The sequence below is a fragment of the Paraglaciecola sp. genome (genome assembly GCF_051252315.1).
GTDB lineage: Bacteria > Pseudomonadota > Gammaproteobacteria > Enterobacterales > Alteromonadaceae > Paraglaciecola.
Window position 1 is genome coordinate 47,937 of sequence record NZ_JBPOFP010000010.1, and the last position, 23,815, is coordinate 71,751.

At 40.1% G+C, this 23,815-nt stretch carries 19 protein-coding genes and 1 riboswitch; of the genes, 7 read left to right on the forward strand and 12 right to left on the reverse strand.

Annotation, left to right across the window (positions count from 1 at the left end):
* The first annotated feature begins 1 nt into the window (after nucleotide 1).
* From ACSHXM_RS03410 to ACSHXM_RS03430, 5 genes are all read left to right on the forward strand, one after another.
* A complete protein-coding gene (locus ACSHXM_RS03410; RefSeq protein WP_435687322.1) occupies nucleotides 2-2,488 on the forward strand; it encodes a sodium:solute symporter family transporter in 2,487 nt (828 codons plus the stop codon).
* A gap of 107 nt (nucleotides 2,489-2,595) precedes the next feature.
* Nucleotides 2,596-3,636, forward strand: a complete 1,041-nt coding sequence (locus ACSHXM_RS03415; protein ID WP_435687323.1) for an aldo/keto reductase — start codon at nucleotides 2,596-2,598, stop codon at nucleotides 3,634-3,636.
* Nucleotides 3,633-4,490, forward strand: a complete 858-nt coding sequence (locus tag ACSHXM_RS03420) for an amidohydrolase family protein (protein WP_435687324.1) — start codon at nucleotides 3,633-3,635, stop codon at nucleotides 4,488-4,490. The genes ACSHXM_RS03415 and ACSHXM_RS03420 overlap by 4 nt, the downstream gene beginning before the upstream one ends.
* 11 nt (nucleotides 4,491-4,501) lie before the next feature.
* The gene (locus ACSHXM_RS03425) at nucleotides 4,502-5,272 is read left to right on the forward strand and encodes an SDR family NAD(P)-dependent oxidoreductase (protein ID WP_435687325.1); all 771 of its coding nucleotides are present in this window, start codon (nucleotides 4,502-4,504) and stop codon (nucleotides 5,270-5,272) included.
* A 49-nt stretch (nucleotides 5,273-5,321) separates the two neighbouring features.
* Entirely contained in the window at nucleotides 5,322-6,170 is an 849-nt protein-coding gene (locus ACSHXM_RS03430) for a fumarylacetoacetate hydrolase family protein (protein WP_435687326.1), read from the forward strand.
* A gap of 396 nt (nucleotides 6,171-6,566) precedes the next feature.
* On the opposite strand, the gene ACSHXM_RS03435 is transcribed toward ACSHXM_RS03430, so the two are convergent.
* From ACSHXM_RS03435 to ACSHXM_RS03490, 12 genes are all read right to left on the reverse strand, one after another.
* Nucleotides 6,567-9,791, reverse strand: a complete 3,225-nt coding sequence (locus tag ACSHXM_RS03435) for a response regulator (protein ID WP_435687327.1) — start codon at nucleotides 9,789-9,791, stop codon at nucleotides 6,567-6,569.
* 9 nt (nucleotides 9,792-9,800) lie between these two features.
* Nucleotides 9,801-10,004, reverse strand: a complete 204-nt coding sequence (locus ACSHXM_RS03440) for a hypothetical protein (RefSeq protein WP_435687328.1) — start codon at nucleotides 10,002-10,004, stop codon at nucleotides 9,801-9,803.
* Nucleotides 10,005-10,066: 62 nt separating this feature from the next.
* Complete coding sequence (locus ACSHXM_RS03445) at nucleotides 10,067-10,882, reverse strand: SAM-dependent methyltransferase (protein ID WP_435687329.1); 816 nt, start codon at nucleotides 10,880-10,882, stop codon at nucleotides 10,067-10,069.
* A gap of 329 nt (nucleotides 10,883-11,211) precedes the next feature.
* Complete coding sequence (gene atzF, locus ACSHXM_RS03450; RefSeq protein WP_435687330.1) at nucleotides 11,212-13,017, reverse strand: allophanate hydrolase; 1,806 nt, start codon at nucleotides 13,015-13,017, stop codon at nucleotides 11,212-11,214.
* Nucleotides 13,018-13,026: 9 nt separating this feature from the next.
* A complete protein-coding gene (gene uca, locus ACSHXM_RS03455; RefSeq protein ID WP_435687331.1) occupies nucleotides 13,027-16,677 on the reverse strand; it encodes an urea carboxylase in 3,651 nt (1,216 codons plus the stop codon).
* A gap of 82 nt (nucleotides 16,678-16,759) precedes the next feature.
* Nucleotides 16,760-17,407: an urea amidolyase associated protein UAAP2 gene (locus ACSHXM_RS03460; RefSeq protein WP_435687332.1), complete on the reverse strand. Its 648-nt coding sequence runs from the start codon at nucleotides 17,405-17,407 to the stop codon at nucleotides 16,760-16,762.
* Between the two features lie 10 nt (nucleotides 17,408-17,417).
* The gene (locus tag ACSHXM_RS03465; protein WP_435687333.1) at nucleotides 17,418-18,152 is read right to left on the reverse strand and encodes an urea amidolyase associated protein UAAP1; all 735 of its coding nucleotides are present in this window, start codon (nucleotides 18,150-18,152) and stop codon (nucleotides 17,418-17,420) included.
* A 2-nt stretch (nucleotides 18,153-18,154) separates the two neighbouring features.
* The gene (locus ACSHXM_RS03470; protein ID WP_435687334.1) at nucleotides 18,155-18,925 is read right to left on the reverse strand and encodes an ABC transporter ATP-binding protein; all 771 of its coding nucleotides are present in this window, start codon (nucleotides 18,923-18,925) and stop codon (nucleotides 18,155-18,157) included.
* 11 nt (nucleotides 18,926-18,936) lie between these two features.
* A complete protein-coding gene (locus ACSHXM_RS03475; RefSeq protein WP_435687335.1) occupies nucleotides 18,937-19,761 on the reverse strand; it encodes an ABC transporter permease in 825 nt (274 codons plus the stop codon).
* A gap of 101 nt (nucleotides 19,762-19,862) precedes the next feature.
* The gene (locus tag ACSHXM_RS03480; RefSeq protein ID WP_435687336.1) at nucleotides 19,863-20,897 is read right to left on the reverse strand and encodes a putative urea ABC transporter substrate-binding protein; all 1,035 of its coding nucleotides are present in this window, start codon (nucleotides 20,895-20,897) and stop codon (nucleotides 19,863-19,865) included.
* Nucleotides 20,898-20,953: 56 nt separating this feature from the next.
* Nucleotides 20,954-21,084, reverse strand: a riboswitch (guanidine-I (ykkC/yxkD leader).
* A gap of 161 nt (nucleotides 21,085-21,245) precedes the next feature.
* Complete coding sequence (locus ACSHXM_RS03485; RefSeq protein WP_435687337.1) at nucleotides 21,246-22,142, reverse strand: LysR family transcriptional regulator; 897 nt, start codon at nucleotides 22,140-22,142, stop codon at nucleotides 21,246-21,248.
* A 90-nt stretch (nucleotides 22,143-22,232) separates the two neighbouring features.
* Entirely contained in the window at nucleotides 22,233-22,688 is a 456-nt protein-coding gene (locus ACSHXM_RS03490; protein WP_435687338.1) for an immunity 22 family protein, read from the reverse strand.
* A gap of 143 nt (nucleotides 22,689-22,831) precedes the next feature.
* Here ACSHXM_RS03490 and ACSHXM_RS03495 point away from each other — a divergent pair, with 143 nt between their 5' ends.
* A complete protein-coding gene (locus ACSHXM_RS03495) occupies nucleotides 22,832-23,476 on the forward strand; it encodes a TetR family transcriptional regulator C-terminal domain-containing protein (RefSeq protein WP_435687339.1) in 645 nt (214 codons plus the stop codon).
* Between the two features lie 33 nt (nucleotides 23,477-23,509).
* The gene (locus ACSHXM_RS03500; protein WP_435687340.1) at nucleotides 23,510-23,770 is read left to right on the forward strand and encodes a hypothetical protein; all 261 of its coding nucleotides are present in this window, start codon (nucleotides 23,510-23,512) and stop codon (nucleotides 23,768-23,770) included.
* The last annotated feature ends 45 nt before the right edge of the window (nucleotides 23,771-23,815 follow it).

The following is a 23,815-nucleotide window of genomic DNA, read 5'->3' on the forward strand; positions in this document are numbered from 1 at the left end:
TATGGTTGAAATAGCAGTGCTCCATTCAATAGATTACTACGTTATCGGTATTTACCTCGTTTTGTTAATGGCCGTTGGTTTATTTGTCTCCATGCGACAAGCTAAAAACAGTAGCTTATTTGTCGGTGACAAAAGAGTTGGTTTTGCCAGCATAGGTATGTCTATTTGGGGGACCAATATTGGCCCTTCATTTTTAATTGCCAGTTTTGGCGCGGCATACAGCTCAGGTATGTTGATTGCTAATTTTGAATGGTTCGCTTGGATATTTTTATTTTTATTGGCAATGGTGTTTACGCCGTACTATTTATCCTTAAATATCACCACTATTCCACAATTTATTAAACGTCGTTTCGGCGAAACCATGTACCGTCTTCTTACCGCTTATTCTTTGCTCACTATAGTGATTATTTGGTTGGGCGGTGGTTTGTATGTAGGTGGTTTGTTGTTCTCTCAATTTACCGGCTGGGAATTATGGGCGTCTGTTGCCTTGTTATTAACTGTGGCAACCAGTTTTACTGTGGTCGGCGGATTAGCTGCGGTTATCGCAACGGATGTATTTCAAACTATTTTAATGATAGTCGGCATGTCTGCCCTAACATTTATTGGTCTTTATGAAATCGGCGGAATTGATGGCTTAATGGCTAAAACCCCGCCTGAATACTGGAAGTTAATAGATTTCGACTCTGAAAGTGTGCCTTGGTTGGCCTTTATTTTAGGTTACCCCATTATGGGGGTTTGGTTTTGGTGTACGGATCAAACCATAGTGCAGCGAGTATTTGCTGCGAAGGACTTACCTACCGCACAAAAAGGTGTGCTGCTAGCAGGTGTACTAAAGATTCTTCCTCCTTTTATATTCATCTTGCCGGGTATTATTTTCTTTGGATTACAGCCAAATTTAGAAAACACCGATGGCGCATTTATCGCCATGGTCAGTGAGTATATGCCTGTTGGGTTTAGAGGTTTGATGATAGCTGTACTTATGGCTGCCTTAATAAGCACTTTAGATTCTGGACTTAATTCTTTTAGTACCATATTCACATTAGATTTTTACGCTCCAGTCGTGGCTAAAAATAGAGAGATGACGCACAAAGAAACCCGTATGGTCGGCCGAATAGTGACACTAGTTGCTAGCCTATTAGCGTTTTTTTGGGCCATTGCCATGGAAAATGTGGCGGCAAATCTATTTGAACTCTTACAAAGTTTGATTGCGTTTTTAGCGCCACCTCTTACCACCCTGTTTGTGGTGGGCTTATTTTGGCGACGTGTTACTTCAACAGCAGCCATTTACAGTTTTGCTATTGGTTGTATCACTTGTATCTCCATAGGATTTTTAAGCGTTAATGGGGTGACCTTTGGGTTGTTTGAACATTGGCCGCATTTCTTAATGTTATCTTTTTATCTGTTTCTTTTTACCTCAGCTCTGACCATTGTTCTGTCTTTGTTGACTCAGCATTCTGCGGAAGAAGAGTGTTTACCTAGCTACAAAGAACTTTCAGAGAACAACAAAACGTCCAAAAGTATATGGCGTGGATGGGCAATTTTGGCTTTGATCATGATTGGTTTATATGCTGGTTTTCAATACTTATCTACCGGTAAAGGGGGGGTAAATGAACCTACAGCAGCAGAAGTGGTTCCCGCTGAGCCTAATTCACAGTCTAAATCCACAGCTGAATCTAAGCTCAATTCTAATCCTAACGAGGTCGCTGTTTACCGTGGTCGTACACCAGAATTTGATGGTTATATTTCTGAAAATGAATACCAAGACGCAACACTCATTAGCGGAATTAAAGATTGGACACCACAGTTTTCAGCCGTTCTGGACTCGGCTGACTTGTCGGGCAAAGTGTGGATCAAACATGATGAGGAATTTTTATATTTCGCTTTTGATATCACTGACAATAAATTGTACGCCATTGATACCGAACGTTGGTTGCCTGAAGAGAATGTAAATGCTCACAAACTTACGCGAGAAGGTTTTCCTTGGTTTGGCGATAGTGTGGAAGTCTTGATTAATGCTCAAAACCAATATAGCCAAGATGATGGCGAGTTAAATAAAGGAAATGGGCATAGTTGGCAAATGGTGGTCAGTACGCATAAATCTCGTTTGGGTGGTGTTGGCGTAGCTGGCCTAATGGAAGGTGAAGAACGTTCAATGGAGTCGGCCTGGAACAATTACCAACAATGGATAATGACTAAAGCTATGGAAGCCAAAGTACAATTCAAACCTGATGGAAAGGGCTATACGGTTGAATGGAAAATACGCCCTGATCCCTGTTTAGAAATCTCGCCTGGACTGTTTTGGTCAGCCGATATGCCCGTGACTAAAATGGGCTTAAATATTGCGGTGGGTGATTTAGATGATAAACAAGATGGAGCAGGTAATTGGGGAAATTTTCACCATGAGAATTGGTGGTCTGGCGAAAAAGATAAACGCACTTGGTTAAAGCAGTGGGGCACCATGATCCTACACGGCGGCGTTAAACCTTAAAAATAGTCGTTAGCTAAAATTAGAGTTAGAAGTAGCTAAGTTGTAACGGGCTAATCATAGATAAACACTTTGTTATCAAAAGTGTTCTTGCAGGAGATAATTCAACCATGTCCACTCTACCCACAAGACGGATAGGTCAAACTGATCTAGAGGCATCGACTCTAGGATTTGGAGCGGCCTCTTTAGGTAATTTATATAAAGCCGTATCTGATGATGAGGCCAAAAAAACGTTAAAAGCCGCGATTGATTTAGGCATAAACCTTTTTGATACGGCACCAAGGTACGGGCTTGGATTAAGTGAAAGGCGGGTAGGGGATGTTTTACGCTCTGTTAACTCGAATGATTATGTTTTATCGACCAAAGTGGGCCGGATACTCACGCAAGACATTAATGCAGACACAGCAAAGTTGAGATACGGGTTTGATACACCCATGCCTTTTGATGCTCATTATGACTATACCTATGATGGCATTATGCGTTCATTTGAAGATAGCTTACAGCGTTTAGGTTTGGCTAAAATTGATATTCTATTGGTGCATGATATTGGACCTGATACCCATGGTGCGCAGGACGAATATTTCTATCAGCAATTTCAAAATAGTGGTTACAAGGCATTAGCAGAATTACGTCATCAAGGGTTGATAAAAGCTGTTGGGCTTGGCGTTAATGAAACTGAAATTTGTGAGAGGGTAATGGAACTTGGACAGTTTGATTGCTTTTTATTGGCCGGTCGTTATTCCTTGCTAGAACAACAAGCGTTAACGAGCTTTTTGCCAAAGTGTGAAGCGCATGGTGCCTCTATTATATTAGGGGGCCCTTATAATTCGGGTATTTTGGCAACGGGTGTAAAAGGGCAAAGTGTTCCAACTTATAATTATGAACCCGCTCCTCAGGCCATCATTCAAAAAGTATCAGACATTGAAGATGTCTGTAGTGAATTTGATGTATCTTTAGCTGCCGCAGCATTGCAGTTTCCATTAGCCCACAAAGCTATCGCCACCGTAATTCCAGGTATTGGTAGTGTAGATAGGGCAATAAAAACACATCAGTTATTTTCAGAATATATTCCCTTTGAGTTTTGGCAGACATTAAAAGATTTTGGATTACTACAACAAGAAGCCCCAGTGCCTAGAGAAAACCTGTTATGACGCTTATACAGCCATTAGAAATAGTCGATAGTCACCTACACTTTTGGCAGTTGAGCCGAAAAGATTATTTTTGGCTTTCTGCAGAATTAGGTGACTTGTATCAAGATTTTTTACCAAAAGACTGGCAGCAAACAACCCTAGGCTTGAGTGTGAATAAGGCAGTAGTCGTACAAGCGGCTCAGACAGACGCAGAAACTGATTTTTTGTTGGCTTTAGCAACAGAAAATAAAGTTATAGCTGGGGTTGTGGGGTGGGTGAATATGTTGGATTCACCCTTACTCGTGGCCAATCGATTGCTGATGTTAGCAGGAAATACTGCTTTCAAAGGGATTCGGCCCATGCTTCAGGATATTGAAGACATTAATTGGATTCTAAAACCCAACTTTGAGCCAATATTTGAGTTGCTGGTGGAGCATCAGCTCACTTTTGATGCTTTAGTACGGCGAGAACATTTATCTGCAATTTTTGCAATTGCTAAAAAATACCCAGGTTTAAATATCGTGATTAACCACTGTGCGAAACCTAGTATTAGTCAAAATGAATTTGAGCTTTGGGCTAAGGCTTTGTCAGTGTTTTCAGAGCTTTCTAATGTGTATGTGAAAGTTTCAGGATTACCCACCGAAGCCAGTAAAACCCAGCAAAATATTATTTATTTCACTCGGTATTTTGAGCATGTATTAAGTGTTTTTGGGGTTAGGCGAATGATGTGGGGCAGTGACTGGCCTGTGGTTAATCTTAACAGTAGCTATAAAAATTGGTTTGAACTCAGCCAACGTTTAGTGAGTGAATTGGCGTTAGATGAGCAAAGTCGTTTTTGGTCTGGCACTGCTAGCGAGTTTTATCGGCTTAAATAAGAGTAAACAGCATGAAAAAAGAGAATAAAACCGCCCTCGTAACAGGTGGTGGTAGTGGCATAGGTCAAAGTATATGTCTACGCCTAGCGACAAAGGGAATCAAAATATTGGTTGTGGATCTGGACTTAGATGCAGCCAACGAAACCGTCAATAAAATCCGTAACCAAGGTGGAGAGGGTAAAGCTGTTAAGTTAAATATTGCTAATCATGGAGATGTAAAAAGAGTGTTTGCAGACTTATGCCAACAACAGCCTATCGATATCTTAATTAATAACGCGGGTATCGCTCATGTGGGAAATATTGAACAAACTACAGAAGCTGATTTAGACCGTTTATACCAGGTTAATGTTAAAGGTGTTTATAACTGTGTCTCGGCATGTATCGAAAGCATGAAACAACAAAAAAGTGGTGTGATTATTAATATGGCATCTATCGCCTCTTCTGTAGGAATTACAGATAGGTTTGCTTATTCAATGAGTAAAGGTGCCGTCTTGACTATGACCTATTCTGTCGCACGGGATTACATTCACGACGGCATTCGATGTAATTGTATTTCACCCGGCAGAGTTCATACCCCCTTCGTCGATAACTTTTTAAACGAGAACTACTCAGATAACCGAGAAGAAATGTTTGAAAAATTATCAAAAAGCCAACCTATTGGCCGTATGGGGGAGCCTCAAGAAATCGCTGCTCTGGTTGATTATTTATGCTCTGATGAGGCTGCATTTATTACGGGTAGCAATTTCCCAATAGACGGTGGCTTTGTCACCTTGAATAACTAACCTAAGCTCGGGTTAACTAGTATCCCCAATTTGGAAGAGACAAAATTAAATGAAATTACTTCGTTATGGGCCCAAGGGCCAAGAAAAACCAGCAATTATCGATAATCAGGGACTTATTAGAGATTTATCTGCTTATGTAAGTGATATTAATGGAGATTTTTTTAGCAAAAACTGGATTAAAAAAATAGCCTCGTTAGATTTAAGCGCCTTACCAGTAGTTGATAAAAATCAACGAATAGGCCCAGTGGTTTCTAAAGTAGGGAAAATGATCTGTGTAGGGCTAAATTATGCGGATCATGCTGCAGAATCAGGTATGGACGTACCACCAGAGCCCGTTTTGTTTTTCAAAGCAACCTCATCAATTATCGGACCTAATGACGCAGTCGTTTTACCCCCTAAGTCAGAGAAAAGTGATTGGGAAGTTGAGCTAGGAGTGGTGATCGGCAAAGAAGCGAAATATGTTTCTGAAGAAGATGCCATGGATTATGTTGCTGGATTCTGCGTGGTGAATGATTTATCAGAGCGCGAATATCAAATTGAGCGAGCAGGTCAATGGTGTAAAGGCAAAGGATGTGACACCTTTGGCCCAGTGGGTCCTTTTTTAGTTACACCAGATGAAATTGAAGATTCTAATAATTTAAGTATTTGGTTAGAGCTTAACGGCAAGAAAGTTCAAAACGGTAATACCAACACTATGGTTTACAAAGTGCCTTTCCTAGTGCACTACATTAGCCAGTTTATGAGTTTACAACCGGGTGACATTATTAGCACGGGAACACCTCCCGGCGTGGGTTTAGGTTTTAATCCACCTATTTACCTAAAAGAAGGCGATGTGATGCGTTTGGGTATTGATGGTTTAGGTGTTCAGCAGCAAACAGTTGCACGTTACAAAGGCTAATAAAGATTAGTGTTAATTACATTACATCATCTCTTGATGGGGGTTAATGCGGCAGCAATAGCCCCCTCACAATCTAGGTAGCGCAGTCAATCTCTGGCGCTGAAAAACTAAATTCTATTATATCCGCCTGTTAGCTTAACCTCCCCTCCTTGTTTAATACGGATTGATATTTAAATCCTTCTACGCGTTTTACTGAAAGATAAATCAATAATGGGAAAGTCATTCCCTTATTAATCCTAATTACAATTGTGAGTGCCGGTTTGTTAATTGGCTGTAGTCAACCTGAAAAAGAACAGCCTTGGAATACACGTTTTTGTCTCAAAAACTAATGGATTAATCACATTTATGGCAGCTAATAGCTATGCACCTAAAGCGATTTAGCTGCCATAAAATTTACTACTTCTGGCTTTTAAGCTCGTTTATAAGTGCAATCATTGCTTGATTAAACAGGGTTAGTTGGGCATTCAGGGTAGGGTCGTTTTCCTGTGTTTTATTAAACAAAGCGCCTTCTAACGTTTTCGCTAGTTTTGCTAAGTTGTATGCGCCTATGTAGGCAAGAGCAGGATGCATGTCGTGAATGACTTTGTAAATACCGGGGTAGTCATGTTCTTCGATGAAGGTACTTAAGGTATTAATGACAGGTTCTTTCTCAAGAAAATCGTCCAAGATGCTGGCAAAGCTCTCTTGGTCCACAAATAGCTTTTGCATGGCATTTTTGTGATCCATTATCAGCAATGTTTCGATTGAGGGAATGGTTTTTTCCTCAATATTGGGGACTGATTTTTGTGTTAGTACGGGTGAACTAGCGAGTAATACCTCTGCTAAAACCTGATACAGGTAGGCTGGGTCGATGGGTTTGGTAATATGTGCTGTCATGCCTACATCGGTACTTTTTTGTATATCTTGCTTCATTGCATTGGCCGTCATGGCGATAATCGGCAAAGTACACCCAAACTCATTACGTAGGGTTGATGTGGCGGTTAGACCATCCATTTCAGGCATTTGAATATCCATCAAAATACAGTCAAACGCTTCTTGGTGTTTATAGGCTTCAATCACCTCTAGGCCATTTTCAACCAAAATAACCTCGGCTTTAGTATATTTTAAGAAACCCAGTGCCACTTTTTGATTTAGCGTATTATCTTCTGCTAATAAAATGCGTTTAGCGCTTAAATCTGGCACGTTTTGCATTTCTGTAAATTGTAATGAAGTGCTTGGTTTTATATTAAAAGTAGTTTCTTGAATAGTATTAATTAACTCACTGGCGCTAAAAGGTTTTTCAATAAAACTTTTTATGCCTAAGTCTTTGGCCTGTTGTCGCATGTGCGAAAAGTCAAATGCTGAAAGCATAATGATTTTGGGTTTGTTGGCGCTAAACTCTTGATTAATAATGGCAGCAACCTGTAGGCCATCGATATCCGGCATTTTCCAATCTAGGATTAATAGGTCATAAGGTTTTTGTTTGGTTTGTGCAAGGCGTAATTTGTTTAACGTCTGTTGTCCGCCTTCGGCTAATTCTGTACTGATATTCGCTTGTCGTAGTGTTTCTGCTATGACTTGGCGTGATAAACTTACATCGTCGGCTACCAATACATTAAGGCCAGAAAGTAGTTTTGAAGGGGAGTTAATGTGCTGGTTTTTTTCTTCTTCCAGCGGCAGGGTGAAAAAAAAGGTCGATCCAATTTGAGGCTGACTCTCAACCCAGATCTTACCACCCATTAACTCAACCAGTTCTTTACAGATAGCCAAGCCTAATCCTGTGCCACCATACTTACGTGAAATAGACTCGTCTACTTGAGCAAAGGATTGAAATAACCCCTCAATCTGGTTTTGACTGAGCCCAATACCCGTGTCTTTGACTGAAAATTCGAGCAAAACACCCTTGTCTGTTTGTTTGTTTTGTACTCTAACGGACACCAAACCATCGTCAGTAAATTTCACCGCATTGCTGAGTAAATTAACCAAAACTTGTTGAATACGTAGACCATCGCCTTTTAAATATAAAGGCACATCTCTAGCGATATGTTGAATCAGTTCAATGTTTTTCTGAGTGGCTTTTATCGATTGTAAACGAATCGCTGTACCTATTATTTTATCTAGCTGAAAATTCGTGGTTTCAATATCCAGCTTACCCGCTTCTATTTTTGAAAAGTCCAGAATATCATTGATAACACCCATCAAAGTATCAGAAGCTTCGTCAATTTGGCGCAAATTCGTCATATCTTCTATATGTTCAGCGTTTTTTTGCATCAATTTAGTCAAGCCTGAAATGGCATTGATTGGTGTACGAATTTCATGGCTCATACGGGCCAAAAAGTCTGACTTAGCATGGTTAGCTGCTTGGACTTCTTCTGAATAGGCTTGTAACCGCTGTTTATGTTTTATATTGCGGTAAATCAGCATAGTTAACATCAAAAGAATAATTAGAAGTAAAGCAATGACATATTGTTGATTCAGGTTAAGTTGTGCGTTTAATTCTTGCTCTTTGGTCAACTGAGATATTTGTTGATCTTTTTCTTGTACATCCATTTTTGCCTGGTTAAGGGCTAACTGCTGAGATTGACGTTCATTGTAACTTTGTTGGTATACCTGTCTATATTGGCTGGCATACTCATAAGCATGCTTAAAATCACCTTTGGCTTGATGTAACTCGCTGAGTTTGTCGAGTAATTTCAAAACTTGTTGTTTGTCGTTTTGGATAGGGGGGGTGTCTAACTTGTTGGTTAATTCTGCAATGGCTAATTCGGGTGTACCCTGACCCTGGTATACCTCAGCTAGTTGTAAAGTTCTTAGGCCTTCTCCAAACAAAAAACCGACTTTCTTGTCAGACTCAGCTGATTGAATAATGCTATTTAGTGCGGCTTCTAAATTGCCTTCTTTTAAATGTAACTTAGTTTTTGATGAATAAAAATTTCCGATAAAAGGGTATTCGGATTTTTTGGCTAACTCTTCTGACAGTGCAATATGGTATTTAGACTCAGATAATTGTTCGAGCTCAATTAACGCGTCACCTATTATCCATTGAGCAACAGCTTTATCAGTGTCACTATCAAATTGTTGTGCAAGTGAATAGAGCTTCTTACCGGTCATTAATACTTGCTCGTATTGGTTTAACGAGATATAAACGTTAGCTAATGAGCCATATATTCGAAGGGATTGTTTGGGGTTAATGCTATTAAATATGGCTAAAGATTCATTCAGGGAGGCTATGGCTTTAGCATGTTCGCCAACAAAATCTAAAATCAGTCCTTCAAACCTTAGGGATTTTGCAATTTCTAGTTGATTGTCAATCCTAGTTGCTGATTTTCTAGCCTCTAAAAGGTTTTTGAAAGCTTGTTGGTAGTCCTGTTTAAGAATATTTGCATAGCTTTGTAAGTTTAATAACTGGCTGGTTAAATCGTCATATTGGTTTTGTTTAATAATAGATTGGATCTGCTGCAACTCTTTGTCGGCAGTTGGCATATCTTGTTGAATGATTTTTTTTAAACCATCTAATCGTTGTATAACTTGTTGTTTTTCAGACACAGCAGAGTCAGCCTGCCCATAACAAATGGGCAGAGCTAAAAAGGTTAAAATAATGAGTTTGCTTAAATGCTTTTTAAGCAGACCAACAATTGGCATCGGTAAACCTTAATAGTCAACGGTTTTGGCAGCCTTGTCCAAGTCTTCAAAACGTTTACTAAGCTCATCCCAGTTTTTGTCATCAATAATTTTTGTGTCTACTTCAGACAAGCCATAAGTTTTGGCTGTACTAACTGGATTGGCTTTATATGCTTCAAGTAGTTTTGCGTTTGTATCTAGCTCTTCAATAAAATTAACAATTGATTTAGACATAATGTTCTCCGTTTAAATTAACAATAATAAATATGAGTAAATAATCCTTTGGTCATGTTTAACTATGACTTCCGTGATTCAATAACGACTTCTTTGGTTAAACCTAACTTGGCCAGTTTTTCTTCATCATACTCAGGCAAGCCAAGTGATGGAACAACCAAGGTTGAAATTAAAGAGGGTTTTGCACTGGGCAAATCAATCAGTGGCAACTTTTCAATTTTGGGCTCACAAACAGCAAAAGTGGCTGCCTCGTATAAAATAATTTGGTGCTGTTCGGGGTAGTGTTTTAACAAGGTATCCGTCAATAATTGCAGACCATTTTGGCAATGTTCGGCATTGAGCACAGTGTGGGTATGTTCTCCCGCTAAGCCAACTTGCCAAACGATTTGCATCATGTAGGGATCTATGTGGTATTTGCGAAATAAAAACTGAGTGGCTTCGTACGACTGGCAACCAAATTGCGCGGGATCGAGACCTAAATCGGCCACTAAACAGTCTTCTGCCGAGATACCGGGCAACATACGTGCTGGTAAGCCTAGCGCTAGTACTTCTTCGATAGCTCTATGGGATGGATTAACAAATACCCCTGGATGGCCGTAAAATGCGGCAACCACTTGTTGGCCTTGTTTTACGGCCTCTACGATACGGTCTTTCATTTGTGTGTAGGTAATACCTCTGGATTTGCCAGATTGGTATAAATCATCGAGGTTGTGACAATTTGAGTTGAGTTTTTGTACTACATTTTCACCTATTTTGTTCATTATGCCCATGAACACAATATCAGCTTCTTTGATATAGCTCTGAGTGAGAAGTGTCATCTGGCCTGAGACACTAATACCCGTGCCTACGACAACCAGAGAACCTTGAACTGATGACATATAGTTTTTATTCTTTTTATTGTTAACTAAATCTAAGTTAACAATACCAGTACTGACTTTTCAATAGTAGTGAATTTTTTTACACTCTGCGAAAAAATGGCATCGAGTTTTAATCAAATGTCTTGGCCAGCTAATGGCAAAGGTATAAAAATACGCAAACGCATGGACAATGGCTAATTGCGCATATTTCGTCATATTGGCATGCATAATTTAATCAATTGATATTTGTAAAATGTAACCAGCTACTATAAATAGTAGCTGGTTATTTATTGAGGCTTTCTAGATATTGTTACTAAAAATTCAACAATTAGTACAATTAACTTTTTGAGTTATTTACTTTCAATATAAGCACGCCAGCCGTTAAATTCGCTTATATCTTTTCCGATATCTGCTGCGTAGCCTTCGGCAATAAAGCCTGTTACAACTTGACCTGATTGCAATTCAACTTGACCGATACCAAGTGGTGCTGCAATACCTTGCACAAATGAGCCAAATTCACTGATAGGCATAGACCAAACTTCTACCTCAAACTCACTTACATTGGCTTTGTCGCCAGTGTTAATACGCAATAGAGCTGGTCGTTCTATTTTTCCTTCAACAGCATACATTCGATAGGCAGAGGCTGTTTTTGTTTTTGCCTTAAGTATTGAACCACGATCGGTAAGTTGCCAGTTTAAAGGCATGCCAGACAAGTGAGCGCCTGCAACCACTACGTCTATATAGCCTTCGCTTGGTTGCAATAAACTATCTTGTGTTTGGAAGTCAATTTGGGTGGCACCTAGTGGTAATTTATTATGGTTTCGCAGACGACTGGCTATTGTGAGTAGTTTTTGGTCCGTCATTGCTGGGCTAAACAAGGTCACCCCAAATGGCATGTTTTCATGGGTAAATGCAGTGGGAACCGCAATAGCTGCGAAATCGAGCAGGTTCATGAAATTGGTGTAATAACCCAGCTGGGAGTTACGTAAAATAGGTTCTTCAGCTATTTCGGCTAGGGTAAAGTGTCGCCCCGCCGTAGGTGACATAAATACATCTACGCTGGCCATCAGTTTATCTGCTTGCTGTTTTAAATCTTGTAGCTTGTATAAAGCCGCAAACGCATCAGTTGCTTTGGGTTTATCGCCAGCGCTAATGATTGTGCGGGTAACATCCATCATAGCTTCGGGTTTGCTACTGATAATCTCTTGAGTAGCAACATACCGCTCTGCAACCCAAGGACCTTCATACAATAGTTTTGCCGCATCTAATAAGGGTGAAAAGTCTAACTCTACTTTAGTTCCACCTATGGCCTCTAATTGTTTAATGGCATCAAAGTAAGCTTGTTCATATGGCTGACTCTCAAAGAAGGCAAGTTGTTCTGGTTGAGGCACTGCAAAGGTAAACTGGGCTGGAAAGTCAACTCGACCTTTGTTGGTCAAAGGGTTTTGGCGAGCGAAGCCATCAGTCTCATCAAACTTAGCGGCTACTTCAAATACACTTTGTGCATCTTCGGAGGTTAAGCTAAAAATACTGACACAATCTAAACTGCGACAAGCAGGCACAACGCCAGAGGTAGACAACAAACCTTTAGATGGTTTTAAACCTATTAGGTTATTAAAACAAGCTGGCACGCGACCTGAGCCAGCTGTGTCTGTGCCTAAAGCAAAACTCACTACACCTGAAGCTGTGACTATTGATGAACCTGAACTTGAACCACCGGAAATAAAATCAGGGTTAAAGCTGTTGGGCGCTGCGCCATAAGGGGAGCGTGTCCCCACTAAGCCTGTGGCAAATTGGTCCAAATTAGTTTTACCTAGTGGGATAGCGCCCGCTTCAATCAATTGTTTTACCACAAAAGCAGAGGACTCAGGTACGTAGCTGAATTCAGGACACGCCGCTGTAGTGGCAATGCCAGCTAAATCAATGTTGTCTTTAATGGCGAAGGGAATGCCCCACAAAGGGCAGTCTTCTTTAGATTTATTGCTTAGTGCTGAAACGTATGGTGCAACTTCTTCTGTTGAAAGTAGGTGGATCCAAGATTCCGGATATTGTTTAGCTTTAGTTAATAACTCAGCAATTAACGTGTCTGGCGTATAGTCACCATTTTGATAACTTTGATGTATTGCTGAAATGGTTAAATTCAAAGGTGAACTCATGGTAATTCCTTAATCTTGATTACTTTGGGCAGAAAGCACTAATAAAGGCTGACCGGCTTGAACTTGTTGGCCAGTTTCTACCAAAACTTTACTCACAGTTGCACCTTCTGGCGCTGTGATGCCAATTTCCATTTTCATGGACTCTAAGATGATCAAACTGTCTTGCTCGGCCACTGATTGACCTTGCTCTACTTCAATTTGCCAGACACTTCCAGCGGCAGTGGACTCAATGACAAACTCACCTTCTGCCAGTTTGAGATCATCCTGCTCATTATCTATTCCGGTGTCTTCTTGATAAACCAGCTGGCCATTGGCTTTCCAGTCATTCATTTCTTGTTCAAAGGCACGTTCACGCTTTTCTACAAAAGTATCAATTTCACGTTGTTGTTTTGACCATTCAATGGCTAACTCAGGCATCGATATGGCAGTTTGTTCAATCTTGGGCTGCCACTTTCCAATGGGAAAGTCAGCTCTAATTTGTTCAAGCTCTTCATGTGAAACTGGGTAAAAACGAATTTGGTCAAAAAAGCGCAATAGCCAAGGGTTTTGAAAAACCTCGGTACGGCGATAGCGATTCCACATTTGTGCGGTTCGGCCAACAAATTGATAACCACCAGGCCCTTCCATACCGTAAACACACATGTATGCACCGCCTATTCCTACTGAGTTTTCTGCAGTCCATGTTCGGGCTGGGTTGTATTTAGTGGTGACTAATCTGTGACATGGATCTAAAGGCGTGGCGACAGGTGCACCTAGATAAACGTCGCCTAAACCTAAAACTAAATAACTGGCATCAAATACAATATCTTGCACTTGCTGTATGTCTGTTAGGCCATTGATACGTTTAATAAAGTCAATGTTGGACGGACACCAAGGCGCATCTTTACGTACCGATTGCATATATTTATCAATAGCTAGTTGGCAGGCTTCGTCATCCCAACTTAAAGGAAGGTGAACAATCCGTGACGCAAATTCCAGTTGACTGGTATCACCTAAGGCAATATCTAAGGCTTTTAATTGGCTAATAAGCTGAGTGACGGAAATAAGTTGATTATCAAAGTGCACTTGCAAAGAGCGAATACCAGGTGTGAGTTCAAGTACGCCTTCAATCTTTTGGCTTTGCACACTGGTTAATAAAGCTTGCACCCGAGCTCGAAGTGTAAGGTCTAACTCTAACTCGCCATACTCTACTAATAAAAATTTATCCCCTGCTTGACGAAACACTAAATCAGGTTCGCCATCATCAGTGACTAATGTATCGAGTATTGGCGACGTCACGGGTACGGTTTGATAACTCAAATTCTGAACAGATAATTGTTCTATCTGGGTATTTTGGCTTTGTTCAATCAGCTGAGCAGCGGTTCGATCTACCAGCTCAAATTTAACTTTGTCACCGGCTTTAAATTGTCCTAGTTTCCATAAATCAGCGGATATCACTGTAAACGGACAAACAAAGCCTCCTAAGCTTGGTCCATCTGGACCTAATATAACCGGCATGTCACCAGTAAAATCTACGGTACCAAAGGCGTAAGCATTATCGTGTATATTCGATGGATGCAGCCCAGCTTCTCCTCCCGTTTCTCGTGCCCACTCTGGTTTAGGACCAATTAAGCGAATACCTGTGCGACTAGAGTTGTAATGCACTTCCCATTCATGTTGATGAATAGTTTGGATGTCTTTTTCTGTGAAAAAATCCGGTGCGCCATGGGGGCCTGACATCACTTTTAGTGACCAAGTATTATCAATTTTTGCAGCCAGCTCGTTTGGCGTAGATAGTGGCTGAACATTATTGAGAGTATGTTCTGGTAGTTGAATAAAGTCGCCAGTGCGCAAGGCTCGACCACAATGTCCACCAAATTGGCCTAAGGTGAAGGTACTCTTACTGCCTAAATATTCTGGACATTGAATACCACCACTTACAGCTAAATAGGCTCTTGCTCCAGCGTCTTTCACCGAGCCAATTTTTAGTGTTTGTCCTGCTGCTATATCAATCACTTGATTCATTGCGTAAGTTTTTTCATCTACTGCAATATCTATTTCTGCACCGCACACCATCACCTGACTTTTTTGATGAAAGGTGAGAGTAGGTCCTTGTATTGTGATTTCTAACCCCGCTGCTTCTTGGGGGTTACCCAGTAAACGATTGGCTAAATTAAAAGAATAGAAATCGAAGGGGCCTGATGGCGGCACACCAATATCCCAATAACCTGTGCGTGCTGGGTAGTCTTGAATTGTGGTCATAGTGCCGGCTTTGATCACTTCAAAACCATTAAATTGAGCTTTGATATTATCTAAGGTGCGGGTAAACACTTTTCCTTGATTGAAAATATCTGAGCCCAATATGTCATTTACATAATGAATGTTAGTTACTATGCCATATACGTTACTAGCCGATAGACTGCCGGCTAAATGTTGGATAGCGGTTTGTCGATCTTCTGATTTAACAATGACCTTAGCTATCATAGGATCAAAATAAGGTGACACTTCAATACCTGCTTCTACCCAGTGGTCAATGCGTAGGGTTTGTGTATCGGTTTGATATTGTTCTGGCCATTCAACTTGGGTTAATAATCCAGAAGAAGGTTGGAAGTTTTTTGCAGGATTTTCAGCGTAAATTCTAGCTTGTATTGCATGGCCATTACTTACCAAGTTATCAATCGGGGCTAGATCCGTTGCTTGTAATGCGTCTCCTTTAGAATACCCATCATCAAAGGCTATCTGCAACATCCATTCAACTAAGTCTACGTTGAAACAAAGTTCAGTAATTCCGTGCTCTACCTGTAAGCGAGTGTTTACTTCTAAAAAGTAAAACTGTTGGCTGGTTTGATCAAAAATGTACTCAACTGTCCCCGCGTTTAGGTAGTTAATCGACGTCATTAGCTGTTTAGCTGTAGCGTACATTTGTTGCCTGATTTCATCTGACAAGTTTGGAGCAGGGGTTTCTTCCACAACCTTTTGATTACGTCTTTGACTAGAGCAATCCCGCTCTCCTAAAGTCACTACTTGACCTGCACCATTACCCACAACTTGCACTTCAATATGTCTGGCTTGTTGTACGAATTTTTCGAGAAAAACACCGTCATTTGAAAAATTTTGTGCGCCTAAATATTTTACATTGGTAAAGGCTTTTTCTAGTTGGCTTTGGTTATCACAACGTTGCATACCTATGCCGCCACCACCTGCGGTACTTTTCAACATAACCGGATAACCTACTTGCTCGGCAAAGTCGATAACTTCAGGTAAATCTGCTAACAAACCACTGCCAGGAACCAAAGGCACGCCTGCTTGTTCGGCCAGCTCTCTCGCCTGATGTTTTAAACCAAAGTCGATCATTTGTTGTGGGCGAGGGCCAATGAATATAATGTTTTGTTGTTGTAATAAATCACAAAATTCCGCATTTTCACTTAAAAAACCATATCCAGGGTGAATAGCGTCTGCACTTGTTTTTTTGGCGATATCTATGATTTTTTGTTGATCTAAGTAGGTTTGACTTGCAGGGCCTTGGCCCAAACTAAAGGCTAAGTCAGCTTCTCGTACATGTAATGATTCTCTATCTGCTTCGGCATATACGGCAACACTTTTGATACCTAGCTTTTTAAGCGTACGAATGATTCGGCAGGCAATAGCTCCGCGATTGGCGATTAATACTGTGTTAAACATAATAACAGACTCAAAACTGTGGGCCGTCCCACTGATTACTCGAGCTAGATAGGTCGTCCTAACTAGCTTAAACCTTAAACTCTTAGCTAGCTTGGTCCCAAATCAACACTTCAACTGGGGTAGGGTTGTATGCATTACATGGATTGTTCAATTGCGGACAATTGGATATTAGGACTATGGTGTCCATCATGGCTTCTAGTTCAACATACTTACCAGCGCCACTAATACCATCAGCAAAACTGAGACCGCCTTTTGCAGTAATAGGCACATTCATGAAAAAATTAATGTTGTGCGTGATGTCACTTTTGTCCATACCAAGCTCTTCGTTTTCGGCTATGGCCAATAACCAACTGTCGCGGCAAGCATGCATACATTTTTTTTCTAAGGCGTACCTTACTGTATTACTTTCGGTGGCACATGCGCCTCCAAGTGTGTCATGTCGACCACAAGTATCTGCCACTATTTTTAGTAACGGATTACAGTCATTTGTCATGAGAACACTGCCAGCGGTTAAATAAACGTTACCTTGTTCACGGATCGTATCTATAGCACTGTAGCGCTCACTAATATCGTTGGCATTATAAAACAAGGTGTCTGCTGCTTGGTTTCCTTCAATATCCAAAATTCGTACGGTTTGGCCTTTTTTGACTATTTTTAAGTAATAATCACCTGCATCAACTATGTCTCTAGTTACGGCTTGTTCTGCCTCTAAATGGCTTGCTAAAATCATCTTGTTTTCCTTACAAACCTAAATGGTATAAACGGTTATTTTCAAAACCACGGTGGTTTTCTGCACAAGCGTTTAAACACAGGTCGTCTTCTTCAATAGCAGCTGATTTGAGTAATTGATATTCAACTGGTTTAAATGGGTACTGGCTTGCTGGGTTGAGTGGGTGAGGGCAAGTATGTAGCAGCACTATGGTGTCCATCTCAAAGCGCAGCTCGATGAAATCGCCAGCTTGACTATTCTCGACTTGATATACTAAGTTGCCTTCGTCATCCGGTGCGACGTTACTAAATAAATTGAGGTTAGCGGCTAGATCCCTCTTACCTAGGCCATATTTAGTAGCTTCAACCAAAAACGCATCATTGCCATTTTGCAGCCAATCATTGCTGTCTGTTTGGTAATTCTTATCGCCCCATTTTGCCTTTACAATTTTGCGGTTGCTGTTGCCACATACTGTGTCATGCCAGCCCACACTGTCGTCGGTGATAGAACAAAATATTCTGCCCATGTCAGAATATAAACAATGGCCTTTAGTGAGTTTGAAAGTATGTTGGCACTTTAGGGTATCTGGCGCGTTATAACGCTCTAATAAATTCTCAGGGTTATAAAACAACATACCAAGATTCGCACCGCCCTCTACATCGGTTAAACGTAAACTGGTACCACGGCGCATGCGCATGGACCAATGTTTTCCGCCGGGTAAGGTGTCTTGATATAAAACTTGGTTGTTGGGAATTGTGTTGCTCATGATTAATTGCGGCTCACTTTTTCAATAATTTCATTTACGTTATTTTTATTCACACGTTCAGCTAAGGGCAGATCAAATGTCACTTGTGCGCCATAGGCATTAGGTGCTTGAGGGTCATCACGTAATTTGTCAAACACCCAAAGGCGGGACCCCAATTCAAAACCTTCTTTGATATCGTGGGTGACCATAAAAATAGTTAATTTGTTCTTTTGCCAAACGTCATGAATCAGTTCATGCATGTCATTACGAATACCAGGATCAAGTGCCCCGAAAGGCTCGTCCAACAACAATACTTTAGGTGCCTTCATTAAAGCTTGAGCAATGGCTAAACGTTGCTGCATCCCACCTGATAACTCATGAGGGTACTTGGCAACGGCTGGCGTTAAGCCTACAGCTTGAATAAATTCGAGAGCTTTTTCTTTGATTAATTTCTTGTTGTTACCGAAGGTCCAGCCCAATACCTTGGCACTAGAAAACTCGTCGGCAATCATCACATTTTGTAAAACCGTGAGGTGAGGGAACACTGAGTATTTTTGAAATACTATGCCTCGGTCAGCATTGGGTTCGTCTTTTAATGTTTCTCCATCTAGAACAATAGTCCCTTTGGTGGGCAGCTCTCTACCTAATAACATGTTTAGAAAGGTCGATTTTCCGCAACCCGAAGCGCCAACCATAGATACAAACTCACCTTGTTCTACGTCTAAATTAAGGCGCTCAAGTACAAGGTTATCGTCGTAGTATTTCCATACATTTTTAATCGAAATGAAACTCATGAATGATTACCTTATTTACCGCTTTCAATTGAGTGATACCAAGGAAAGGCTTTTTCTGAGGTTTTTCTTAATAGGTAATCCATTAAAAAAGCCAATAAGGTTATCCAAATAACATATGGGAATATGACGTCCATCGACATATAACGACGTACTAAAAATATGCGGTAACCTAAACCTTCCTGAGCGGCTATGGCTTCTGCTGCGATCAAAAATAACCAAGCAGCCCCTAGAGACAAACGCATTGAAGCTAATAAGCGAGGTAGAATTTGTGGCAATACCACTCGTAGACTAACGAGCCAAGTAGATGCACCTAATGTCTGGGCTTTGATTAATTGTTCTGCTGGGAGTTGCCTCACTCTCGATTGCATATCACGCATCATTACTGGTGCGGTACCAATAATAATTAACATGACTTTAGCTAGTTCACCTAAACCGAAGCTGATAAATAGTATGGGTAGAATCGCCATGGGCGGGATCAAAGACAGCACAGTAATTAACGGAGAAAATCCAGAGCGAGCTAAGGGGATCAATCCGGTTAATAAACCCATAAGCAATCCAGATAAGGCGCTGATGCCAATGCCTATACTGATTCGATATAAACTGGCTGAAGTGTCTTGCCAAAAAAGGTATTCACCGGTGCGTTTATTCTCGGTAAAAGCTAATCTGTCTACGGCACTATATATTTGACTAAAACTTGGCAGTAATTTGTCGTTTGGGTTTTCGGCTAATCGCTCTGTCGAGGCTGACCAATAAACAAAGAAAATTACTACAAATGGCAATATGCTTAAAAATATCGATAAAGGTTTTGAAGGTGTGATGTTCATGAGTTTTTTCATGATAAAACCTTACATAGCTGGAGTTGATTGAGCTGAATGATAATGAGTAGGGACTAATAAATTGAGTGAATACACTTAACTATTAATCCCTTCAAGATTTTTTATAATTTACCGTCAGCTGCCATTTGCATGAAGCTTGGGTCAAAACGTAGTTGGATATTGTTTTTGTCGCCTACAATTCCTGCTGGGGTTTCGATACCAATAAAACCAGCATCGGGTGCACCATCACCTAGTAGTCCGTGATCAAACGAGAACTTAGCTACGTATTCCATGGTTTTAGGTAATTGTTTACTGTTAGTAAATTCAACGGCAGCAGCAGGGGTATAAAACATTTTGGTGGTAGCTAGTTGAGCATTATAACCTGCTAAATCAGTACCTGAAGCAACGGCCAGTTCAGTTAATACTTTATCATTGCCTTTCATTGTACTCATTATTTCATACCAGGCGCCCACTAAAGCTTTGCCTAGCTTAGGGTTAGCTTTTAGAGTTTTGCTGTTAACAACTAGTAGATCAATGATTTCTCCAGGAATTTTTGAAGAGTCAAATACCTTGGTCGTTTTTGGCATGGCTTCAATTTCTGAAAGCAATGGATTCCATGTTACTACTGAAGTCACGTCATCAGTGGTATAAGCTGCAACCATATCTGCATCAGCCGTGTTGACTACTTTTACATCACGCTCACGTAAGCCTACACTTTCTAAACCACGGGCTAAAAGGTAATGAGAAACGCTCAATTCAACTAAGTTAACTTGTTGACCTTTAATATCTTTTAATGAGGTTTTATTTTTTAGTACCACACCATCATTACCATTAGAGAAGTCACCAACTACTAAGGCTGTACTGTCTACAAAGCTAGCTGAAGGAATGGTTAAGGCGTCCATATTGGTCATGGTACAAGCGTCAAATTCACCTGCAGTATATTGATTAATGGATTCAATGTAATCGTTGATTTGTACAACATCTATTTCAATATCATATTTGTCAGCCCATTTTTTAACAATGCCTGATGAATCACCGTAATCCCAAGGCATCCAGCCTACGTAGATAGACCAACAAACAGAAAACTTGTCTTTGGCAAAAGTATTAGCTGAAGTTAATAAGGTTAGTACTAGTAGTGCTGTTTTAAATCTTTTCACAAGGCATCTCCAAAAGTTTACACAGAATTCACATAGCAAGAGGTTCATATTCACTGACCTCCCGGGCTTTTATCCCTCCGTGTAACCCTTCGCTGACGCAATATATTCTGGACAGAATAATAATTTGGGTTGATAACTCTCGGACCAGACATTTAATTAATAAACCGGAACCCTAGTCATCTATTTAAATTTTAAGTCAAATTACTCTTGGAACATTTATTAAAAACATGTCAGTGAAATAATTCGCCTCAAGCTTTAAATTGATTAAAACAGTTAGTTGTGATGTTTTATAGCGTTAATTTTACATAGGGGTGATGCATTTTATGCATCGCAATCGTTGGAGTGTTTTTAATTTGATTCCAAGGTTGATACTAATTGTTGAGCAAATTTTGCTGCAGCTACAGGTAAAGTTCTTCCTTTCAATTGGCCAACATAGACTTCACCTGGTGGTAAGTCTTGCTCATCAATTTTTATGGCTGTCATATTCATAAAACTTAAATCTTTTGGCAATCCCACTTCTATTTGAAATGTGACACATTTCCCTAAAGAAGCTTCATAGCGTAAAAACTCAAAACTATCTGATTCAATAACAGGTTCTAACTTATAAAATGCTCTATTGGCTTTTCTATCTAATATTTGTCTAAGCCCATATTCTTTAGTGGGCAGAGCTAAAGGGTATTCGATGCAGTCACTTAGCTTAATTTTACTTTTAATCGCTAAAGGGTGGTCTTTCGAAACGATAGCGTAGGTCGGCTGTTTGGATGCTGACAAAATGTGAAAATCTGTTAACAATTCCGGCTCAAAAACCACGGCAATATCTGCATTCATGTCGATTAATTCTTGCTCTGCTGCCTTTCTATCTCGTCTTTGAACATTGAAAGTGACATGTGGATGTTGATTGCGATATAGATTAATTTGATTAGGCAAAAAGAAAGGCAATAAGGCTTGGGAACAGGCTATTTTAATATGCCCTCGTCTCTCACCTCTTAAATCTGAAATTTGGCTTTTGACTTTTTCAATATCAGTTAATTGTTCTCTCACATGATGTAAAAATACTTCACCAGCAGCAGATAATTTGACACCTTTGGGTAGTCGTTCGAACATTTCAGTGCCAAGTTCATTTTCTAGGGCCAATATTCTGCGATTGAGTGCTGTGGAAGTGATAGTTAAAGATTTAGCGGCTTTTCTAATTGAACCAGTTTCAGCTATTTTTTTAAAAAAATAATAATCTTGTAGGTGACGCATTACTATTCCTGATGCAATTTTTGCACATGTATATCATATAAATAAGGGTATAAGTTATCACTTTCAGAAAGATTAATTAAGACTCAAATATTACTCCTCGCCTAATTCACTTTCGCTCATCGGGTCGTAGTTAAAAGCCCCTAAAAATGTGGTGTATTCATCTTTTTGAATACCACTTTGTTTAGCGCTGTATTCCAGTTCAAAAACAAGAATTATCCAGCTGATATTTTCAAGCTTATTTTTCTTGGCTCGGCTTAACAAGTTTTGCATAAATGAGCTTGAACAAGAGCATTGCCCGGCAGCCGTTTGTATGTCAATCAGTCCTTCATGACTGCCATTGGTCTCCATGTTTTCTGGTAAAAAGTACTTTAGCTTATAGTTGTCTGACCAAGTATTTTTTGCCCGTTTATTCTTTTTGAAAAACGTTTCTTCAAAATATTCATCTGGAATATCAGCATAAGGTGTGTCTGAGGCCCATATAGACACTTTGTTCTTTTTGTCGAAAAGTAAATCTTGGGTACTTGAATTTGAATCGTTTGCAGTCATTAATTTTGCCAGAGTGGCTAAAGATAGCGCTATTCTAATACACACGAGTGTGATTCGAAATAAAGATTGTTGGTGGTATTGGTAGATATTTTATTACACAATAAAGACCTTAATAAAATTAAGTGAAATGTTATTAGTAGGTAATGAGTAATAGAACCGATAAAAAAGACGGAAAAATTCGTCAAGACAATTATAAAAAGATCTTAAACGCGGCAGAAAAAGAGTTTGCCAAATCAGGCTTTAAAGGCACCACTATTCAAAGTGTGGCGAATGCAGCTGAATTACCCAAAGCCAATGTTTTATATTATTTCAAAACAAAATCAGACTTGTACATAGGCGTATTAAAACAAATATTAACCATCTGGAATTCAAGTTTTGATCAAGCCACTGCCGAGGATGATCCTGCACAAGTCTTAGCCACTTATATTAGTGAAAAGATCGAAATTTCTCGTATTCGTCCCGATTTATCTAAAATATTTGCCTTAGAAATTATTAACGGTGGATTAAACTTAGATGAAGAGTTTAGACAAAATCACCGTAACTGGGTCAAAGGCCGAATAGAAGTGATAGAAGAGTGGGCGGCAAACAACAAAATAGTCGTGCAGTCAGCCACGCATTTACTGTTTACCATTTGGGCAAGTTGCCAACACTATGCCGATTTCTCTGCGCAAATTGCTCAACTTAATAATCGAGAAATGGTAGAAGCTGATTTTGATGAAGCAACAAAAAGTCTGGTGCATTTGATTTTAAAAGGGTGCGAGTTAGAGGTGCCTGGAGAGTATTGTTAGTTAAGCCAGAGTTATAATCAGGAGATTAAACGTATGGCTACGCCACTTATGCGCTGCGCTTACTTAATTCGCTACGCTTATTTTATTCGCTACGCTCACCGCAATCTCGATAACTGCGTCCTGCGTTATTCTATCTTCCGCCATCCATGGCGGTCGCATGCTGATTTTCACCCTGCATCCCTGCAGGGCGACACACTTCTTTTCAACAGCCAAAAGAAGTGTGCAAGAAAGGCCGATCTCCAAACAAATTTCTACTCCATCAAATTATTGGCTTCTATGTCAGATCGGCAATAAGCAGCTCCCAGCTATAAAAGATTGCCTTGTCCAGATGTCCATATC

Bases quoted from the DNA above. Each gene is read 5' to 3' on its own strand.
- ACSHXM_RS03435 (WP_435687327.1), bottom strand. From the start codon at position 9,791: ATGCCAATTGTTGGTCTGCTTAAAAAGCATTTAAGCAAACTCATTATT.
- ACSHXM_RS03500 (WP_435687340.1), top strand. From the start codon at position 23,510: ATGGCTACGCCACTTATGCGCTGCGCTTACTTAATTCGCTACGCTTAT.
- ACSHXM_RS03465 (WP_435687333.1), bottom strand. From the start codon at position 18,152: ATGAGCAACACAATTCCCAACAACCAAGTTTTATATCAAGACACCTTA.
- ACSHXM_RS03445 (WP_435687329.1), bottom strand. From the start codon at position 10,882: ATGTCATCAGTTCAAGGTTCTCTGGTTGTCGTAGGCACGGGTATTAGT.
- ACSHXM_RS03420 (WP_435687324.1), top strand. From the start codon at position 3,633: ATGACGCTTATACAGCCATTAGAAATAGTCGATAGTCACCTACACTTT.
- ACSHXM_RS03415 (WP_435687323.1), top strand. From the start codon at position 2,596: ATGTCCACTCTACCCACAAGACGGATAGGTCAAACTGATCTAGAGGCA.
- atzF (WP_435687330.1), bottom strand. From the start codon at position 13,017: ATGAGTTCACCTTTGAATTTAACCATTTCAGCAATACATCAAAGTTAT.
- ACSHXM_RS03440 (WP_435687328.1), bottom strand. From the start codon at position 10,004: ATGTCTAAATCAATTGTTAATTTTATTGAAGAGCTAGATACAAACGCA.
- uca (WP_435687331.1), bottom strand. From the start codon at position 16,677: ATGTTTAACACAGTATTAATCGCCAATCGCGGAGCTATTGCCTGCCGA.
- ACSHXM_RS03485 (WP_435687337.1), bottom strand. From the start codon at position 22,142: ATGCGTCACCTACAAGATTATTATTTTTTTAAAAAAATAGCTGAAACT.
- ACSHXM_RS03430 (WP_435687326.1), top strand. From the start codon at position 5,322: ATGAAATTACTTCGTTATGGGCCCAAGGGCCAAGAAAAACCAGCAATT.
- ACSHXM_RS03425 (WP_435687325.1), top strand. From the start codon at position 4,502: ATGAAAAAAGAGAATAAAACCGCCCTCGTAACAGGTGGTGGTAGTGGC.
- ACSHXM_RS03470 (WP_435687334.1), bottom strand. From the start codon at position 18,925: ATGAGTTTCATTTCGATTAAAAATGTATGGAAATACTACGACGATAAC.
- ACSHXM_RS03475 (WP_435687335.1), bottom strand. From the start codon at position 19,761: ATGAAAAAACTCATGAACATCACACCTTCAAAACCTTTATCGATATTT.
- ACSHXM_RS03490 (WP_435687338.1), bottom strand. From the start codon at position 22,688: ATGACTGCAAACGATTCAAATTCAAGTACCCAAGATTTACTTTTCGAC.
- ACSHXM_RS03410 (WP_435687322.1), top strand. From the start codon at position 2: ATGGTTGAAATAGCAGTGCTCCATTCAATAGATTACTACGTTATCGGT.
- ACSHXM_RS03495 (WP_435687339.1), top strand. From the start codon at position 22,832: ATGAGTAATAGAACCGATAAAAAAGACGGAAAAATTCGTCAAGACAAT.
- ACSHXM_RS03460 (WP_435687332.1), bottom strand. From the start codon at position 17,407: ATGATTTTAGCAAGCCATTTAGAGGCAGAACAAGCCGTAACTAGAGAC.